This is a genomic window from Mycobacterium sherrisii, assembly GCF_002102355.1.
Taxonomy (GTDB): Bacteria; Actinomycetota; Actinomycetes; order Mycobacteriales; family Mycobacteriaceae; genus Mycobacterium; species Mycobacterium sherrisii.
Genome location: NZ_LQPT01000106.1, coordinates 12,693 through 30,591 on the forward strand (window position 1 = coordinate 12,693; position 17,899 = coordinate 30,591).

The window sequence follows — 17,899 nt, forward strand, 5'->3', positions numbered from 1 at the left end:
GTGGCTCGGCGCCGCCGCCGCCGGTCGACGACAGTTGTAACATCTGTCCCAATAGTCACAGCGCGGCTCCCCCGCATCGGCGGTCCGATCGCCTAGTCTGCACAGTTGATGAGCCTCTCACGTTCTGCATCATGCCTGGCAGTTGCCCTTTTTGTGGCCGCCGCCCCGGCCGTGTCGGGCGTCCCGGCCGCGCTCGCCGAGCCCGACCCCGGACCCAACGCCGGGGCGCCCAGTTGCCCGTACCGCGTCAACACCCCGCCCGCGGTCGACTCCTCGGAGGTGCCCCAAGCCGGCGACCCGCCGATCCCGCTGGCCGTGCCGCCCAAGCCGGTGGGCGGGGACGCGCTGTCCAGTTGCGGCATCGTCACCGCGCCGGACACCCCGCCGCTGCCCACCGACGTCTCCGCGGAGGCCTGGCTGGTCGCGGACCTGGACACCGGCGCGGTGATCGCCGCAAAGGACCCGCACGGCCGGCACCGTCCCGCCAGCATTATCAAGGTGCTGGTCGCGATGGCCGCGCTGAACGCGCTGCCGCTGAACAAGTCGGTGACCGGAACTTCCGACGACGCGGCCGCCGAGGGCACCAAGGTCGGCGTGGATGACGGCGGGGTCTATACGGTCAACCAGCTGCTACACGGGCTGCTGATGCACTCCGGCAACGACGCGGCGCACGCGCTGGCGATGCAGCTGGGCGGCATGCAGCAGGCGCTGGAGAAGATCAACGTGCTGGCCGCCAAGCTCGGCGGGCGCGACACCCGGGTGGCCACGCCGTCGGGGCTGGACGGTCCCGGCATGAGCACCTCGGCCTACGACATCGGGCTGTTCTACCGATACGCCTGGCAGAACCCGACTTTCGCGGACATCGTCGCAACGAAGACCTTCGACTTCCCCGGCCACGGCGACCACCCGGGCTACGAGCTGGAAAACGACAACCAGCTGCTCTACAAGTACCCGGGAGCGCTCGGCGGCAAGACCGGCTACACCGACGACGCCGGCCAGACGTTCGTCGGCGCGGCCAACCACGACGGCCGCCGCCTGGTGGCGGTGCTGCTGCACGGCACCCGTCAGCCGATCGCCCCGTGGGAGCAGGCGGCACACCTGCTGGACTACGGGTTCGCCACCCCGCAGGGCACCCAGGTCGGCGCGCTGATCGAGCCTGACCCGTCGCTGATTCCCAAGCAGGACAACGCCGCCGACCGCCGCGCCAACGGCGCCCAGGCCGCCAACCTGTTGCCGGCCGGCGACGCGTTGCCGGTGCGAGTGGGGGTGGGCATCATCGGCGCGATCATCGTGTTCGCGTTGATCATGGTGGCGCGGTCGATGAACCGTCGGCCCCAACACCAGCACCGTTGACCGCGGGATCGCGCGTTGGGCTGACCGGCGCCAGCGTCGGTCTCATCTACGGGTACGACCTGTCCATCATCGCCGGCGCGCAGTTGTTCGTCACCGAGGATTTCCGGCTCACCACCAGCCAGCAGGAACTGCTAACGACGATGGTCGTGATCGGGCAGATCGCGGGGGCGCTGGGCGCCGGCGCGCTGGCCAATACGATCGGCCGGCGACGGTCGCTGCTGCTAATCCTGGTCGGCTATGCGGTCTTCGCACTGCTCGGCGCGTTTTCGATCGCCCTGCCGATGCTGCTGGCGGCGCGGCTGCTGCTGGGTGTGACCATCGGCGTGATGGTGGTGGTAGTGCCGGTCTACGTGGCGGAGTCGGCGCCGGCAGCCGTCCGCGGCGCGCTGCTGACCACCTATCAGCTGGCCATCGTCAGCGGGTTGATCGTCGGGTACCTCACCGGATACCTGCTGGCCGGCACACACAGCTGGCGATGGATGCTGGGACTGGCCGCGGCACCCGCAATACTGTTGCTGCCGTTGGTGATTCGACTGCCCGACACCGCGCGGTGGTACCTGCTGAAGGGGCGGGCCGACGACGCCCGTCACGCATTGTTGCGGGTGGAACCCGCCGCCAACGCCGACCAGGAATTGGCCGAGATCCACCGCGCGGTCACCGAAGAAAGCGGTGGCCTGTCCGAGATGCTGCGGCCGCCGTACTTGCGGGCCACCCTGTTCGTGATCACGCTCGGTTTCCTGATCCAGATCACCGGCATCAACGCGATCATCTACTACAGCCCCCGCATCTTCGAAGCCATGGGGTTCACCGGGAATTTCGCGCTGCTCGGCCTGCCGGCGCTGGTGCAAGTCGCCGGCCTGGCGGCGGTCGGCACGGCACTGGCCCTGGTCGATCGGGTGGGCCGACGGCCAATCCTGTTGTGCGGCATCGCGATGATGGTGGCGGCAGACCTGATCCTGACGGTCGTGTTCGGCCGCGGCTTCGGCGGCGCGATCCTCGGGTTCGCCGGCATCGTGGTGTTCATCGTCGGCTACACGCTGGGTTTCGGCTCCCTGGGCTGGGTGTACGCCAGCGAGAGCTTCCCCACCCGGCTGCGCTCCCTCGGGTCGAGCACCATGCTCACCGCCAATCTGGTGGCCAACGCCATCGTCGCGGCGGTCTTCCTGACCATGCTGCATTCCCTCGGCGGCGCAGGGACTTTCGCGGTGTTCGGTGGGTTGGCCGCCATCGCGTTCGGCTTCGTCTACCGGTACGCCCCGGAGACGAAAGGCCGCCAGCTCGAGGATATTCGGCACTTCTGGGAGAATGGCGGACGCTGGGAGGACCCATGCCCCTGATTCGCGCCGACGCCGTGGCCCTGCACGGCCGGATCTGCCGACCCGGCTGGATTGAGGTCGCCGACGGACGGATCCGCGGCTGCGGGGACGGCGCGCCGCCGGGACCGCCGGACCGCGAATTTTCGGATTGCCTTGTGGTGCCGGGTTTTATCGACATGCATGTGCATGGCGGCGGCGGTGCCTCCTATCTGGACGCCGAGCACATCGCCGACGCCGCCGCGTTTCACCGACGGCACGGGACCACCACCACGATGGCCAGCCTGGTCACCGCCTCGCCGGAGGAGCTGCTCGCGGGGGTCCGCGCCCTCGCCGACGCCACCCGTGCGGGCATCGTCGCGGGCGTGCATCTGGAGGGGCCGTGGCTGTCCGCGGCGCGCTGCGGCGCCCACGACGCCACCCAGCTGCGCGATCCCACCGCCGCCGAGGTCGACGATGTTCTGGCCGCGGGGGCGGGCGCGATCCGGATGGTCACGCTGGCCCCGGAACGCCGTGGCAGCACCGAGGCGATCCGCCGGTTCGCGGACGCGGGTGTGGTTGTGGCCGTGGGACATACCGCGGCCGACTACGAGCAGACGCGTCAGGCGATCGCGCTGGGCGCCACCGTCGGCACGCATCTGTTCAACGCGATGCCCTCGCTGCACCACCGCGACCCCGGACCCGTGCTCGCGCTGCTCGAGAACCCCGACGTCACCGTCGAGGTGATCGCCGACGGCGTGCACGTGCATCCCGCCATGGTGGGTGCCGTCATCCGGACCGCCGGGCCCGACCGCGTCGCGCTGATCACCGATGCCATCGCCGCGGCGGGCTGCGCGGACGGCACGTATCGGCTGGGATCGGTGCCCGTCGAGGTGGAAGCCGGTGTGGCGCGGGTGAGTTCGACGTCGACGATCGCCGGCAGCACCGCCACGATGGATCGGCTCTTTCGTGCGGCGGCCCAGCTCGGCCCGGACCCCGATGCCGCCCTGGCAGCGGCGGTGCGGATGACGTCGGCGACACCGGCGCGGGCGCTCGGCCTGCACGGGGTCGGCGCGCTGCGCGACGGCTACGCCGCCGATCTGGTGGTGCTGGACCGCGAGCTGCGGGTCACCGCGGTGATGGTGGGCGGCGACTGGCGTTAACGCGGCCGGCGAGTCAACCGGGAAAAGGCCAGGGCGCCAATGGCTCCCATCGCCATCGCGGCCAGCGTCTGGCGGGTGTTGATCCCCTGGTCGAGGGCCACGCGCGGAGCGATGATCGCCGGCTCCGGGGGCGGGGTGTGCGCAAGCCGCGGATCGCCGGACTCAGTGGCCGCCCACGCGGTGGCGAAAAGCACCAGATAACCGGTGATGTAGGCGAACACCATCAAGCCCAGCACGGGGCCGAAAGTGGCGCCCGCCGGGCTACGCAGCACCACCCGTAGGTAGATGGACCCCACCTGCTTGAACAACTCGAAGCCGATTGCCGCCAGCAACCCGGCCCGAGCCGCGTCGGCCAGGTTGACCTGGTGCCGCGGCAGCCGCCCGATCAGCCAGGTGAACAAAAGCCAGGACACCAGCAGCGACACCGCTATCGAAACCGCCCGGAAGATCTCGTCGAACACCGAAAAAGTGGGTAGCCCAAGCCATCTCAGTAGTGCACGCATCGGTGCCGCGTGCCCGAGCGCGGTGAGCGCCAGCGTGACGACGATGACGGCGAACGTGCCGACCATCGCGATCAGATCGGAGATCTTGTTGCGCACGAAGCCCGCCGACTCGTACTGCTCGTCCGACCACATGGTAGTCACGGCGCCGCGCATGTGCGACATCCAACCAAGACCGGCCCACGCCGCGGTGATCAGCCCGATGATGCCGACTGACGCCCGCGCCTCGATCGCCGAGTTCATCAGGTCTACCAATTGCTGACCCAGCGCGCCGGAGACCGAGCCGCGGATGTGGTTGTTGATGGTCTCGATCAGCGGCGGATCACGGGACAGCACAAAACCGACAATGGCGAAAGTGACCATCAACAAAGGGAATAGCGCGAAGATCGTGTAGTAGGTGAGACCGGCCGCCAAGAACCCGCCGTTGCGCGCATCGAAATGGGTGTAGGCACGTATCACGTGATCGAGCCAGCCGAACCGGGCGCGCAGTCGGTCAAAAAATCCCGGCTTGGCCGGTTCAGTCATGGCGGCGGCTCCCAGGTGACACGCGGGGCCTTACCTCCGTTGCGGCAGGAACCCCAGCCGATCGTAAACCCGCCGCACCGTTTTTCCGGCCACATCCTCGGCGCGCTCGGCTCCGGCCGCCAGCACCGCCTCCAATTCGGCGATATCGGCCGTCAATTCGTCGACTCGGGCCTTGATCGGGGTGACGAATTCGACCACCGCCTCGGCGGTGTCCTTCTTCAGGTCGCCGTAGCCGCGCCCGGCGTAGCCGTCGACGAGCTTGTCGATGTCGATGCCGGTCACCGCCGATTGGATGGTGAGCAGGTTGGACACACCCGGCTTGGCCTCGGTGTCGAACCGGATCTCACGCTCGCTGTCGGTCACGGCCGAGCGAATCTTTTTGGCGGACTTCGCCGGATCGTCGAGCAGGTTGATAAGGCCCGCATCGGTGGCCGCCGATTTGCTCATCTTGGACCGCGGGTCGGCAAGGTCGTAGATCTTGGCGGTGGCCTTGGGGATGAGCATGTCGGGGACGACGAAGGTGTCCGGGAAGCGGGAGTTGAACCGCTCGGCGATGTCGCGGGCCAGCTCGAGGTGCTGGCGCTGGTCCTCGCCGACGGGCACCAGATCGGTGTCGTAGGCCAGCACGTCGGCGGCCTGCAGCACCGGGTAGGTGAACAGGCCGACGGTGGTCGAATCGCTGCCCTGCCGCAGCGACTTGTCCTTGAACTGCGTCATCCGCGACGCCTGCCCGAACCCGGTAAAGCAGCCCAGCACCCAGGCCAGCTGGGTGTGCGCCGGCACGTGGCTTTGCACGAAGACGGTGCTGCGGGCGGGATCGATGCCCAGCGCCAGATACTGGGCCGCGGTGACCAAGGTGCGCCGGCGCAGCGCTTCGGGATCTTGCGGGATGGTGATGGCGTGCAGGTCCACCACGCAGAAGAATGCGTCCCAGTCGTCTCCCCAGTCCTCCTGCAGCGCGACCCACTGGGTGATCGCGCCCAGCGCATTGCCGAGGTGAAGCGAGTCGGAGGTGGGCTGCACGCCGGAGAAAATCCGGCTGTGTCCGGTAGCGGTGCTCATGATGTGTCGATCTTTTCACGTCCGGTTTCCGCGGCGCGGGCTTGCTTGCGGTACCGGCGGTACCGCATTTAATGTCGGCTACATGAGCACTCGCGCGCCGATCCATCTGGGTTCCGGAGAGCCGGTCTTGCTGCTGCATCCGTTTTTGCTCTCCCAGACCGTGTGGGAGGACGTTGCCCAGCAGCTGGCCGACACCGGCCGCTTCGAGGTGTTCGCTCCGACGATGGCGGGTCACAACGGCGGGCCGTCGGCCGGTACCTGGTTTCTGAGCTCCGAGGTGCTGGCCGAGCACGTCGAGCGGCAGATGGACGAGCTGGGCTGGGACACCGCCCACATCGTGGGCAACTCGCTGGGCGGCTGGGTGGCGTTCGAACTCGAACGGCGCGGCCGGGCCCGCAGCGTCACCGGCATCGCACCGGCCGGCGGCTGGACGCGGTGGACCCCGGCGAAATTCGAGGTCATCGGCAAGTTCGTGCTCGGTATCCCGATGCTGGTGCTGGCTTTTCTGCTGGGTCCGCGAGTGCTGCAGCTGCCCTTCAGCCGCCGGTTGGCCACCTATGCGCTCAGCGCCACCCCGGAAGGCGTCAGCGAGCGCAAACTGGCCGACGTCATCGACGACGTGGCCCACTGCCCCGCTTATTTTCAGCTGCTGGTCAAGTCGTTGCTGATGCCCGGCCTGCGCGAGCTCGCGCTCACCGCCGTCCCCGCCCAGCTGGTGATCTGCGAGAAGGACCGGGTGATCCCGTCGCCCAGGTTCAGCCGGCACTTCACCCGCCAGCTGCCGAAGGGCCACCGGGTCACCGAGCTCGACGGTGTCGGGCACGTGCCGATGTTCGAAGCTCCCGAACGGGTGGCGAAGGTCATCCTGGAATTCCTCGACGAGTGCGTCCGCCCGGCGCAGATCGCCGATCCGCCGGCAGGCTAGGCCGGCGGGTCAGCCCCTGGCCAGTGCCTCGTTGAAGGTCTTGCTCGGCCGCATCACGGCGGTCGTCTTCTCCGGGTCCGGGTAGTAGTAGCCGCCGATGTCGGCCGGTTTCCCTTGCGCCGCGGCCAGTTCGGAGACAATGGTGTCCTCGTTCTGGCTCAGCGACTCGGCCAGCGCGGCGAACCGGTCACGCAATTCTTGGTCCTCGTCCTGGGCGGCCAGTTCCTGGGCCCAGTACAGGGCCAGATAGAACTGGCTGCCGCGGTTGTCGAGTTCACCGGTCTTGCGCGACGGGCTCTTGTTGTTGTCCAACAATTTGCCGATCGCCGCGTCTAGGGTCTTACCGAGCAGCTTGGCGCGGGCGTTGTCGGTCTTGATGCCGATGTCGTCGAAACATGCTCCCAGAGCGAGGAATTCACCGAGGGAATCCCAGCGCAGATGATTCTCCTCGACGAGCTGGTGGACGTGCTTGGGGGCCGAACCGCCCGCTCCGGTTTCGTACATGCCGCCGCCGGCCATCAACGGCACGATGGACAGCATCTTGGCGCTGGTGCCCAGCTCGAGAATCGGGAACAGGTCGGTGAGGTAGTCGCGCAGGATGTTTCCGGTCGCGGCGATGGTGTCCTGCCCGCGCACTGCCCGCTCGATGGTGTACCGCATGGCCCACACCTGCGGCATGATCTGGATCTCCAGGCCCTCGGTGTCGTGCTCCTTGAGGCACTCCTTGACCTTCTTACGCAGCTCGACCTCGTGCGGCCGTTCGGTGTCCAGCCAGAACACCACCGTCATGCCCGAGTTGCGGGCCCGGGTCACGGCGAGCTTCACCCAGTCACGGATGGCTTCGTCCCGCACGATCGGCATGCGCCAGATGTCGCCGGTTTCCACGTTCTGGGTGAGCAGGACGTCCCCGGTGTCGAGGTCGACGATGTTGGCGACGCCGTCCTCGGGGATCTCGAATGTCTTGTCGTGCGAGCCGTACTCCTCGGCCTGCTGGGCCATCAGACCCACGTTGGGGACGGTGCCCATCGTGGTCGGGTCGAACTGGCCGTTCGTCTTACAGAAGTTGATCATCTCCTGGTAGATCCGGGAGAAGGTCGACTCGGGGTTGACGGCCTTGGTGTCTTTCTGCCGGCCGTCGGCGCCGTACATCTTGCCGCCGGCTCGGATCATCGCCGGCATCGACGCGTCCACGATCACGTCGCTGGGCGAGTGAAAGTTGGTGATTCCCTTGGCCGAATCGACCATGGCCAGCTCGGGGCGGTGTTCGTGGCAGGCGTGCAGGTCGCGGATGATCTCGTCGTGCAGCGACGCCGGTAACGACTCGATCTTGTCGTAGAGGTCGACCAGTCCGTTGTCGACGTTGACGCCGAGCTCGTCGAACAAGGCCTGGTGCTTGGCGAACGCGTCCTTATAGAAGACCTTCACGGCGTGGCCGAACACGATCGGGTGCGAGACCTTCATCATGGTCGCCTTGACGTGCAGCGAGAACATCACGCCGGTCTCGTAGGCGTCCTGCATCTGTTGCTCGTAGAACTCGACCAGGGCCTTCTTGCTCATGAACATGCTGTCGATGATGTCGCCCTCACGTAGCGACACCATGGGCTTGAGCGTGAGTACCTTGCCGTCCTTGGTCTCCAGCTCCATCTTCACGTTGCGCCCGCGGTCCAGCGTCATGGACTTCTCGCCGTGGTAGAAATCGCCGTGCTTCATGGTCGCGACGTGGGTGCGCGACGCTTGCGACCATTCCGCCATGCTGTGCGGATGCTTGCGCGCGTACTCCTTGACCGCCTTGGGTGCGCGCCGGTCCGAGTTGCCCTGCCGCAGCACCGGGTTGACAGCGCTGCCAAGGCATTTGGCGTAGCGCTCGCGAATTTCCTTGTCCTCTTTGGTTTTCGGACTGTGCGGGAAGTCGGGGATCTTGTAGCCCTTGTCCTGTAGTTCCTTGATGGCGGCGACCAGTTGCGGTACCGAGGCGCTGATGTTCGGCAGCTTGATGATGTTGGTGTCGGCCAGCTTGGTCAGCCGTCCCAGCTCGGCCAGGTTGTCGGGGACGCGCTGCTCGTCGGTCAAATCCTCGGGGAATTCGGCCAGGATGCGCGCGGCCACCGAGATGTCGCTGGTCTTGATCTCGATGCCGGCCGGTTCGGCGAAGGCCCGCACGATGGGCAGGAAGGCGTAGGTCGCCAGCAGCGGCGCCTCGTCGGTCAGTGTGTAGATGACGGTCGGCTTGTCGGCGCTCACGGTCCCTCTCCCGACGTTGATTTTTTGGGGGGTCTAAAGCGGTGTTGGTGCCACGTTATCAAGCACGAGTTGGCACGGTGTCGACGCAGTAAGATAGTCTCCGTATTGGTCATGAGCGCCAGCGTCAAGCCCCGGCTTGCTGGCCGGCAACCCTCCAACCGCGGTGGGGTGCCCCGGGTGATGACCAGGTTGAGTAGCCACAGCACCGGCTATCCGGCAAGCGCGGGTCCGCCATGACGGGCCCCTGAGTAGACAGGGAAACTTAGGGTGAGCTCCGACAACACCAATTCCGGGACCGATTCCGGGACCGATCCGATGGCGCACTGGTCGTTCGAGACCAAGCAGGTGCACGCGGGCCAGCAGCCCGATCCGACCACCCACGCGCGCGCCCTGCCGATCTACCAGACCACGTCGTACGTCTTCGACGACACCGCCCACGCCGCCGCTCTGTTCGGGCTCGAAGTGCCGGGCAACATCTACACCCGGATCGGTAACCCCACCACCGATGTCGTCGAGCAACGCATCGCCGCGCTCGAGGGCGGCGTCGCCGCGCTGTTCCTGAGCTCCGGGCAGGCCGCTGAGACGTTCGCCATACTGAACCTGGCTTGTGCGGGGGATCACATCGTATCCAGCCCACGCCTGTACGGCGGCACCTACAACTTGTTCCACTATTCGCTGGCCAAGCTCGGCATCGAGGTCAGCTTCGTGGCCGACCCCGACGATCTGGACTCGTGGCAGGCCGCGGTGCGGCCCAACACCAAGGCCTTCTTCGCCGAGACGATCTCCAACCCGCAGATCGACATCCTGGACACACCCGGAGTCGCTGGGGTCGCCCACGCCAACGGCATCCCGTTGATCGTCGACAACACGATTGCCACGCCGTACCTGATCCAGCCGCTGGCTCAGGGCGCCGACATCGTCGTGCACTCGGCGACGAAGTATCTGGGTGGGCACGGTTCGGCGATCGCCGGCGTCATCGTCGACGGCGGCACGTTCGACTGGACGGGGGGCCGCTTCCCCGGGTTCACCACACCCGACCCGAGCTACCACGGCGTGGTCTACGCGGAGCTGGGACCGCCGGCGTACGCGCTGAAGGCGCGCGTGCAGTTGCTGCGTGACCTCGGGTCCGCGGCCTCGCCGTTCAACGCGTTCCTGGTGGCCCAGGGCCTGGAGACGTTGAGCCTGCGCGTCGAGCGGCACGTCGCCAACGCGCAACGGGTAGCCGAGTTCCTGGAGGGCCGCCGAAACTCCAATCAAGGCGTGCTGTCGGTAAATTACGCCGGGCTGCCCAGCTCGCCGTGGTATGAGCGGGCAAAGAAGCTGGCGCCCAAGGGAACCGGCGCGGTGCTGGCGTTCGAGCTGGCCGGTGGTCTGGAAGCCGGGCGGGCGTTCGTGAACGCCCTGCAATTGCACAGCCACGTCGCCAACATCGGCGACGTGCGGTCGCTGGTGATTCACCCGGCGTCGACCACGCATGCTCAGCTGAGTCCCGCCGAGCAGCTCAGCACCGGCGTCACGCCGGGGCTGGTGCGACTGGCGGTCGGCATCGAGGGCATCGACGACATCCTGGCCGATTTGGAGCTTGGGTTCGCCGCAGTCCCGAAAAGTTCCGACCCGCAAGCCGTGGCGGCTTTCTGAGGACGCGAGGGACAGTGCCATGACGATTTCCGACGTCCCCACCCAGACGCTGCCGGCCGAGGGCGAGATCGGCCTGGTCGACATCGGCTCGCTGACCACTGAGAGCGGCGCGGTCATCGACGATGTCTGCATCGCGGTCCAGCGCTGGGGCGAGCTGTCACCGACCCGCGACAACGTCGTGGTGGTTCTGCACGCTCTCACCGGCGATTCCCACATCACCGGCCCGGCCGGGCCCGGGCATCCCACTTCCGGCTGGTGGGACGGCATCGCGGGGCCGGGCGCACCGATCGACACCAACCGCTGGTGTGCGGTGGCCACCAACGTGCTGGGCGGTTGCCGGGGCTCGACCGGGCCGAGTTCGCTTGCCCGCGACGGCAAGCCGTGGGGTTCGCGGTTTCCGCTGATCACGGTTCGCGACCAGGTCGAGGCGGATATCGCCGCGCTGGAGGCTTTGGGCATCAGTCAGGTCGCGGCCGTGATCGGCGGATCCATGGGCGGCGCACGGGCGTTGGAGTGGATGGTCGGGCACCCCGAGCGGGTTCGCGCCGGGTTGCTACTGGCCGTCGGTGCGCGTGCCACCGCGGATCAAATCGGTACCCAGACCACCCAGATCGCGGCGATCAAGGCCGACCCGAACTGGCTGGGTGGCGACTACCATGGCACCGGGCGGTCCCCGGATGCGGGCCTGGCGATCGCCCGGCGGTTCGCCCACCTGACCTATCGTGGCGAGGTCGAGCTCGACACGCGGTTCGCCAATCGCGGCCAAAGCGGCGAGGATCCGTCCGACGGGGGGCGCTACGCCGTGCAAAGCTACCTGGAACATCAGGGTGACAAGATGTTGGCCCGCTTCGATGCCGGCAGTTACGTGATCCTGACCGAAACCTTGAACAGCCACGACGTCGGGCGAGGCCGTGGCGGGCTGAAGAAGGCCCTGGGCAGATGCCCGGTGCCGGCGGTGGTCGGTGGCATCAGGTCCGACCGGCTCTACCCGCTGCGGCTGCAGCAGGAGTTGGCCGACCTACTGCCGGGCTGCGCCGGGCTGCATGTTGTCGATTCCATCTGCGGACACGACGGTTTTCTGGTGGAGACCGAGGCGGTGGGCGAATTGATCCGTAAGACACTGGATCTGGCGGCGAATGAAGGTGCGGGCCGGAGGTGACCCGCTCTCGGCACGACCGGTCCCTGTCATTCGGTTCGGCCGCCGCAGCCTACGAGCGTGGCCGGCCGTCCTATCCGCCCGAGGCCATCGACTGGCTGTTGCCGCGCGGCGCGCGCCAGGTACTCGATCTGGGGGCGGGTACCGGCAAGTTGACCACCCGACTGGTGGAGCGTGGACTCGATGTCGTGGCGGTGGACCCGATTCCGGACATGCTCGAGGTGCTCAGCGCTTCGCTTCCGGAGACTCGCGCGTTGCTGGGCACCGCGGAAGAGATTCCGTTGGAGGACAACAGCGTTGACGCCGTCCTGGTCGCGCAGGCCTGGCACTGGGTGGATCCCGAGCGAGCGATCCCCGAGGTGGCCCGGGTGTTGCGGCCCGGCGGCCGACTGGGTCTGGTGTGGAACACCCGCGACGAGCGACTCGGTTGGGTGCGTGAGCTCGGGCAGATCATCGGCAGCGACGGCGACGGCCGCCGGTTCGACGTGAAGCTACCGACGCCGTTCGGCGAGCCCGAACGTCACCAGGTCGAGTGGACGAATTACCTTACGCCGCAAGCATTGATCGACCTGGTAGCCTCCCGCAGCTATTGCATCACCTCGCCGACGGAGGTCCGCACCCAGACGTTGGATCAGGTGCGCCAGCTGTTGGCCACCCATCCGGCGCTGGCGAATTCGACGGGATTGGCGATGCCGTACGTCACCGTGTGCATCCGGGCGACGCTGATCGCCTGACGGTGACACCTGCGGGAGTTAGAACTTCAGGCCGGAAAACATGATCTGGTTGGGGTCGTACTTCTGTCGCACGCTGTTCAACTGAGCCAGATTGGACCCGAAGTAACGCGACGCCGCGGTGTTGGGCTCCAGGTAATTGACATATCCGCCCACCGAAAATTGTTGCACGGCTTGGTGCGCCGAGCTCAGCCACTGCGTGGCCGCCGAAACCTGATTGGCGGCGGGCTCGACGTACCACTGCAGCACCGCGGACTGCTTGCGCCACGGGAAGGCCGTATCCCCCGGGGCCACATCGGCGATCGCACCACCCAACGGATCCACCAGCAGCGAAGCCTGCCCGGCGGAGGCGGGCCACTGCCCGATCGCGGTGGCGATGGCATGCGCCGCAGCCGAATTCACCGTCGTGATCACATCTGACCCGGCCACGAAGCCGCGAGGTGGCGAAGTCGAGCTGCCGCCGGCCAGATATGTCACCAGGTCCATCCGGTTCATCGTCTTGTTGGTCACCGCGGTGGGCTGCAGCCCGATCGCCGCCTTGATCGCGTCGGCCATCCCGGCCGCTCCCCCGGCTGGGCAGGTCGCCAGAATATGGCAATCGGGCTGGGTGCCGCCGACCGCGAGATCGACCATGGCCCAGGCATTCCGGTCGGCGCCGTTCAACCAGTTCTGCCAGCCGACAAGTACCTGAACGGCCGAGGACGGCGCGAAGTCGAGCCGGACGATGTCGGTGTCACCGGTCGGGAAGGTCGCCATGGTCATCGACGTGGTCACCCCGACATTGCCGCCACCGCCACCGCGCAGTGCCCAGAACAGATCCGGGTGGTCATTGGCCGAGGCGGTGACGACGTCGCCACTCGGCAGTACGACCGTGGCCGATTGCAGTGCGTCGCAAGCGAGGCCGGCATGCCGCGAGTCGGCGCCGAGGCCGCCGCCGAGGGTGAGCCCACCGACACCGACGGTCGGGCAGCTGCCGGTAGGAACCCCGCGACCGGCGCCGGCGCACGTCTGGTGTATCGCCCACAGATTGGTCGCGGGCGTCGCGGTGACGTTGCCGCCGTCGAGCGTCGGCCCGCCCGGGAGCCCACGCAGGTCGAGCACCATCACGCCGTTCGCGCTGGAGGCGCCGACGTAGGAGTGGCCGCCGCCGCGCGGTGCGACCTTGAGCTTGTTGGCCGACGCGAAGGCAAGCGCCTTCTGCACATCGGCCTGCGACGAGACCGCGACGATCGCCGCTGGAGTGGCGCCGTTGTAGAACGAGTTGAATACCTGCTTGCGCGAAGCGAATTGGGCACCGCTGGCCGGCAGCAAGACGCTGCCACCGATCGTGGACGCCAGCCCGTTCCAGCTGGCGGCGGCGGCTCCCGGGTCCGCGCCGCCACGTGCGGTACCGAACACCGCGCCCGCAGCCAACGCTGAAACGGCACCGCGGAGAAACGTTTGACGCGAGATGCCATGATCCATGCGCGGGATTCTTAACCATCCCTCACGAAAATGTCCGGCCCCGTGGCCTGTGTCAGATCACAGTGTGGCTTCGATTGGCCAATACGCGATCGGCAACGCCCATAACGGTTTACGCGCATTAACCGATGTTTCGGAATCGTCGCGCTCGCGAAACGCATAGTGTGCGAACCTTGACCTGCCCGTGTCGTAAACGTGACCGCCATGGATCAGTCTTTCCTAAGTGATTTCGAGTGCCTTTTCCGAGCGCTCCGCGACAGATGGGGAAGCTGTCATGAAAGCAGTTGCTGCTGGCCACGGTTGGGTTTCGCTGTTTCGCCACCCACCGTTGACCGTTCGCGTGTTGGTCGCGGTGGCAGGGATGTTGACGGTGGCGGCGGCGTTGGGGGCGCCGGCCGACGCGGACGCCAACACCGACGACAACTTCATCGATGCGCTGAACCACGCCGGCGTCGACTTCGGCCAGCCGGGAAACGCGATGGCGGTGGGCGAATCCGTCTGTCCGATGCTCGCCCAGCCGGGCGGCAGTTTCGCCGGTGCCGTGGCCAACATCAGACGTCAGGGCATGTCGCCGCAGATGGCCCAGGTGTTCACCACGATCGCCATCCAGACCTACTGCCCGGACATGATCGCCAACTTGGCCAACGGCAACATGCCCAACATGCCGGGCGGCATGACCGGCGGCATGCCCGGTATGCCCGGCGGCATGCCCGGTATGCCGGGCGGCATGCCCGGCGTTAATACCCCGGGCTTGCCGCAGATCACCGGGCCGGGGATCTAGCCGGTCCCCAGCGGATCGATCGTCCAGGCGATGTAGACCATCGCCGCCCCGACCGTCGCGGTCGTGACGAAGTCAATCCCCTTGCTGCGCACCGACAACAGACCGGCGCGATCCTCGGGCAGCACCAACCGCAGGACCGCGGCCACGCCGACCGCGATGCCGATCAACAGCGAGCCACGACGCCAGAAGTTCGCGCCCACCAAGCCGAACGCCGTCACAAAAATCAGCCCGACCAACAGGATCGGCCACTGGGTTTTGGCGGCACTTTTCACCGAAGTCGCCGACGTCATTGCCGCTCGGCCAACTCGACCACGTTCGTCAGCAGAAAAGCCCGGGTCAAGGGGCCGACTCCGCCGGGGTTCGGCGATACGTGGCCGGCGACCTCCCAGACGTCCGGATGCACATCGCCGGCAAGCTTGCCGTCGACCCGGCTGACCCCGACGTCAAGCACCGCGGCACCCGGTCGCACCATGTCGGCGGTGAGCATGTGCGGCACCCCGACGGCCGCGACGATGATGTCGGCCTGCCAGGTCAGCGCGGGTAGGTCACGAGTGCCGGTGTGGCACAACGTGACCGTCGCATTCTCGGAGCGCCGGGTCAGGAGCAGGCCCAACGGTCGGCCGACGGTGACCCCACGACCGATGACCACCACGTGTGCGCCGGCGATGTTGACGTCATAGTGGCGCAGCAGATGCACGATGCCACGCGGGGTGCACGGCAGCGGTGCCGGGTTGTTGAGCACCAGCCGGCCCAAGTTGGTGGGGTGCAACCCGTCGGCGTCCTTGCCAGGGTCGATGCGTTCCAGCGCGGCGTTCTCGTCGAGATGCTTGGGCAGCGGCAACTGCACGATGTAGCCCGTGCATTCCGGGTTGGCGTTCAGCTCGTCGATCGTCTCGTTGAGCTTGGCCGTCGAGATGTCGGCGGGCAGATCGCGGCGGATCGAGGTGATGCCCACCTTCGCGCAGTCGGCGTGCTTACCGCGAACGTAGGCCTGCGACCCGGGGTCGTCGCCGACCAGGATGGTGCCCAGCCCGGGGGTGCGCCCCGCCGCGGTCAGCGCCGCCACTCGTTGCTCGAGGTCGACGAAAATCTCGTCACGGGTGGCCTTGCCGTCCAGCGTGATTGCTCCCACGTCTGACAGTGTTCCATGTCAGGGGTTTACTCTGCTGACATGCCCGCTGACCAGCACACCGTCCCCGACGTGTTCAGTCCGGCCAAGCTCGGCCCGATCACGCTGCGCAACCGCGTCATCAAGTCGGCGACCTTCGAGGCGCGTACACCCGGCGCCCTGGTCAGCGATGACCTGATCGAATACCACCGGCTACCGGCCGCGGGCGGGGTCGGGATGACCACCGTCGCCTACTGCGCCGTCTCCCCCGGCGGGCGCACCGAGGGCAACGGACTGTGGATGCGGCCCGAAGCGGTACCCGGGTTGCGCCGGCTGACCGAGGCCGTACACGCCGAAGGCGCGGCGGTGAGCGCGCAGATCGGCCACGCGGGCCCGGTGGCCAACGCCAAATCCAACCAGGCCAAGGCGCTGGCGCCGGTGCGGTTTTTCAACCCGATTGGAATGCGCTTCGCCCGCAAGGCCACTCGCGACGACATCGACGATGTCATCGCCGCGCACGCCGACGCGGCCCGGTTTGCCATGGAAGCCGGCTTCGACGCCGTCGAAATCCACTTGGGCCACAACTATTTGGCGAGTTCATTTCTGTCCCCGCTGATCAACCGCCGCGACGACGAGTTCGGCGGATCGCTGCAGAACCGGGCCAAGGTCGCCCGCGGCATCGTGCGGGCCGTGCGTCGCGCGGTGGACAAAGAAGGAACGCCGATCGCGGTCACCGCCAAACTCAACATGGCCGACGGCGTGCGCGGCGGGATCAGCACCGAGGAGTCGGTGACCACGGCGAAATGGCTCGAGGAAGACGGCGGCCTGGACGCGATCGAACTGACCGCGGGCAGCTCGCTGGTCAACCCGATGTACCTGTTCCGCGGCGACGCCCCGCTCAAGGAATTCGCCGGAGCCTTCAAGCCACCGTTGAGCTGGGGCATGCGCATGACGGGCACCAAGTTCCTGCGCGAATACCCTTACCGCGAGGCGTATTTGCTCCGCGACGCCAAGCTGTTCCGGGCCGAACTCAAGATGCCCCTGATTTTGCTGGGCGGCATCTCCAACCGCGAGACGATGGATTTGGCGATGGCCGAGGGCTTCGAGTTCGTCGCGATGGCCCGGGCCTTGCTCGCCGAGCCCGATCTGATCAATCGCCTCGCCGCCGACGGTGCGCAACACAGCGTGCATTCGGCGTGTACGCACTGCAATCGGTGCATGCCAACGATCTACAGCCGGACCCATTGCGTGGTCACCGGAGCCCCCGACACGGCCTGACCGCTACGCCGTGACCCGCACGACGTGCCGCGATCGTGCAAATGCCGAAACAGGTCCACGGGCTACAGTTGTGGCGATGAATGCACCAACCCCGCCGACGTTGACGGTTCGGCACGACGGGTCGGAACGCACTTTCGCAGCAGGTCACGACGTGGTGGTGGGCCGCGATCTGCGTGCCGACATGCGTATCACGCATCCCCTGATTTCGCGTGCTCACCTGCTGCTGCGCTTCGACCAGGGCCGGTGGCTGGCTATCGACAACGGTTCGCTCAACGGCACATTCGCCAACGGCAGGAAGGTGCCGGTCGTGGACATCCACGACGGGCAAAGCATCAACATCGGGAACCCGGACGGCCCGCTGCTGACCTTCGAGGTCGGCCGGCACCAGGGCATGGCCGGGCGACCGCCGCGGACCGAGTCGATGGGTATCCCGGCGGCCGCCGCGCACGCGGCATGGCCGTCGTCACAGGTGTCGGGGCAGCCGGGTCCCCCGGTCGCCGCTCCGCCCGCACCGCCGCCCGGTCGTCAGCCGGCCTGGGGTGCACCGCCCCCGCCGCCGTTGCGCGGGCGTCCCGGCGGACCGGTCCTGCATCCGGGACCGCCGGGTCCGCGGCCGGCGCCGCCGGGTCAACCCGTGTATCCGACGTCGGTGGCGCGACCCACCGCGCCCCCGCCGCTCGCCCCC

At 67.5% G+C, this 17,899-nt stretch carries 16 protein-coding genes and 1 riboswitch; of the genes, 10 read left to right on the plus strand and 6 right to left on the minus strand.

Features of this window, described 5'->3' with window-relative positions; translation table 11 throughout:
• Positions 1-108: 108 nt before the first annotated feature.
• From dacB1 to nagA, 3 genes are read left to right on the plus strand one after another with little or no spacing between them, the layout of a single operon-like run.
• Entirely contained in the window at positions 109-1,353 is a 1,245-nt protein-coding gene (gene dacB1 / locus AWC25_RS22885; RefSeq protein WP_085167766.1) for a D-alanyl-D-alanine carboxypeptidase DacB1, read from the plus strand.
• Entirely contained in the window at positions 1,350-2,690 is a 1,341-nt protein-coding gene (locus AWC25_RS22890) for a sugar porter family MFS transporter (protein ID WP_085167768.1), read from the plus strand. The genes dacB1 and AWC25_RS22890 overlap by 4 nt, the downstream gene beginning before the upstream one ends.
• Entirely contained in the window at positions 2,681-3,808 is a 1,128-nt protein-coding gene (gene nagA, locus AWC25_RS22895) for an N-acetylglucosamine-6-phosphate deacetylase (RefSeq protein ID WP_085167770.1), read from the plus strand. The genes AWC25_RS22890 and nagA overlap by 10 nt, the downstream gene beginning before the upstream one ends.
• Here the strand turns inward: nagA and yhjD are convergent.
• Together yhjD and trpS are read right to left on the minus strand one after the other, a co-directional pair.
• Positions 3,805-4,833 carry an inner membrane protein YhjD gene (gene yhjD / locus AWC25_RS22900; RefSeq protein WP_069399059.1) on the minus strand — a complete coding sequence of 343 codons (1,029 nt, stop codon included), beginning with the start codon at positions 4,831-4,833 and terminating at the stop codon, positions 3,805-3,807. The two genes, nagA and yhjD, sit on opposite strands and share 4 nt — an antisense overlap.
• Before the next feature lie 30 nt (positions 4,834-4,863).
• On the minus strand, positions 4,864-5,895 hold the full coding sequence (gene trpS, locus AWC25_RS22905) for a tryptophan--tRNA ligase (protein WP_085167772.1): 1,032 nt from the start codon (positions 5,893-5,895) through the stop codon (positions 4,864-4,866).
• A gap of 82 nt (positions 5,896-5,977) precedes the next feature.
• Here trpS and AWC25_RS22910 point away from each other — a divergent pair, with 82 nt between their 5' ends.
• On the plus strand, positions 5,978-6,820 hold the full coding sequence (locus AWC25_RS22910) for an alpha/beta fold hydrolase (protein WP_169717158.1): 843 nt from the start codon (positions 5,978-5,980) through the stop codon (positions 6,818-6,820).
• A 9-nt stretch (positions 6,821-6,829) separates the two neighbouring features.
• Here the strand turns inward: AWC25_RS22910 and AWC25_RS22915 are convergent, their stop codons facing one another.
• Entirely contained in the window at positions 6,830-9,061 is a 2,232-nt protein-coding gene (locus AWC25_RS22915) for an NADP-dependent isocitrate dehydrogenase (protein WP_085167774.1), read from the minus strand.
• A 107-nt stretch (positions 9,062-9,168) separates the two neighbouring features.
• A riboswitch (SAM riboswitch) is annotated at positions 9,169-9,290 on the plus strand.
• 38 nt (positions 9,291-9,328) lie between these two features.
• Here AWC25_RS22915 and AWC25_RS22920 point away from each other — a divergent pair.
• From AWC25_RS22920 to AWC25_RS22930, 3 genes are read left to right on the plus strand one after another with little or no spacing between them, the layout of a single operon-like run.
• Positions 9,329-10,699: a bifunctional o-acetylhomoserine/o-acetylserine sulfhydrylase gene (locus AWC25_RS22920; protein ID WP_085167776.1), complete on the plus strand. Its 1,371-nt coding sequence runs from the start codon at positions 9,329-9,331 to the stop codon at positions 10,697-10,699.
• 19 nt (positions 10,700-10,718) lie between these two features.
• Entirely contained in the window at positions 10,719-11,858 is a 1,140-nt protein-coding gene (metX, locus tag AWC25_RS22925) for a homoserine O-acetyltransferase MetX (RefSeq protein WP_069399062.1), read from the plus strand.
• On the plus strand, positions 11,855-12,589 hold the full coding sequence (locus AWC25_RS22930; RefSeq protein WP_069399063.1) for a class I SAM-dependent methyltransferase: 735 nt from the start codon (positions 11,855-11,857) through the stop codon (positions 12,587-12,589). Before metX ends, AWC25_RS22930 begins: the two co-directional genes overlap by 4 nt.
• Positions 12,590-12,607: 18 nt before the next feature.
• On the opposite strand, the gene AWC25_RS22935 is transcribed toward AWC25_RS22930, so the two are convergent.
• Entirely contained in the window at positions 12,608-14,050 is a 1,443-nt protein-coding gene (locus AWC25_RS22935; protein WP_069399064.1) for an FAD-dependent oxidoreductase, read from the minus strand.
• Between the two features lie 271 nt (positions 14,051-14,321).
• Here AWC25_RS22935 and AWC25_RS22940 point away from each other — a divergent pair, with 271 nt between their 5' ends.
• Positions 14,322-14,828, plus strand: a complete 507-nt coding sequence (locus tag AWC25_RS22940) for a DUF732 domain-containing protein (RefSeq protein WP_069399065.1) — start codon at positions 14,322-14,324, stop codon at positions 14,826-14,828.
• On the opposite strand, the gene AWC25_RS22945 is transcribed toward AWC25_RS22940, so the two are convergent.
• Entirely contained in the window at positions 14,825-15,118 is a 294-nt protein-coding gene (locus AWC25_RS22945; RefSeq protein ID WP_069399066.1) for a DUF3017 domain-containing protein, read from the minus strand. The genes AWC25_RS22940 and AWC25_RS22945 overlap by 4 nt on opposite strands.
• On the minus strand, positions 15,115-15,960 hold the full coding sequence (locus AWC25_RS22950) for a bifunctional methylenetetrahydrofolate dehydrogenase/methenyltetrahydrofolate cyclohydrolase (protein ID WP_069399067.1): 846 nt from the start codon (positions 15,958-15,960) through the stop codon (positions 15,115-15,117). The genes AWC25_RS22945 and AWC25_RS22950 overlap by 4 nt, the downstream gene beginning before the upstream one ends.
• A gap of 39 nt (positions 15,961-15,999) precedes the next feature.
• Here AWC25_RS22950 and AWC25_RS22955 point away from each other — a divergent pair, with 39 nt between their 5' ends.
• Together AWC25_RS22955 and AWC25_RS22960 are read left to right on the plus strand one after the other, a co-directional pair.
• Positions 16,000-17,214 carry an NADH:flavin oxidoreductase gene (locus AWC25_RS22955; RefSeq protein ID WP_069399068.1) on the plus strand — a complete coding sequence of 405 codons (1,215 nt, stop codon included), beginning with the start codon at positions 16,000-16,002 and terminating at the stop codon, positions 17,212-17,214.
• Positions 17,215-17,290: 76 nt separating this feature from the next.
• Positions 17,291-17,899, plus strand: a 609-nt coding sequence (locus tag AWC25_RS22960; protein ID WP_142279006.1) for an FHA domain-containing protein, incomplete at its 3' end; no start/stop codon positions are given.

Coding starts and splice junctions, on each gene's coding strand:
- dacB1 (WP_085167766.1), top strand. CDS start 109: ATGAGCCTCTCACGTTCTGCATCATGCCTGGCAGTTGCCCTTTTTGTG.
- AWC25_RS22910 (WP_169717158.1), top strand. CDS start 5,978: ATGAGCACTCGCGCGCCGATCCATCTGGGTTCCGGAGAGCCGGTCTTG.
- trpS (WP_085167772.1), bottom strand. CDS start 5,895: ATGAGCACCGCTACCGGACACAGCCGGATTTTCTCCGGCGTGCAGCCC.
- AWC25_RS22940 (WP_069399065.1), top strand. CDS start 14,322: ATGAAAGCAGTTGCTGCTGGCCACGGTTGGGTTTCGCTGTTTCGCCAC.
- yhjD (WP_069399059.1), bottom strand. CDS start 4,833: ATGACTGAACCGGCCAAGCCGGGATTTTTTGACCGACTGCGCGCCCGG.
- AWC25_RS22955 (WP_069399068.1), top strand. CDS start 16,000: ATGCCCGCTGACCAGCACACCGTCCCCGACGTGTTCAGTCCGGCCAAG.
- AWC25_RS22945 (WP_069399066.1), bottom strand. CDS start 15,118: ATGACGTCGGCGACTTCGGTGAAAAGTGCCGCCAAAACCCAGTGGCCG.
- metX (WP_069399062.1), top strand. CDS start 10,719: ATGACGATTTCCGACGTCCCCACCCAGACGCTGCCGGCCGAGGGCGAG.
- nagA (WP_085167770.1), top strand. CDS start 2,681: ATGCCCCTGATTCGCGCCGACGCCGTGGCCCTGCACGGCCGGATCTGC.
- AWC25_RS22935 (WP_069399064.1), bottom strand. CDS start 14,050: ATGGATCATGGCATCTCGCGTCAAACGTTTCTCCGCGGTGCCGTTTCA.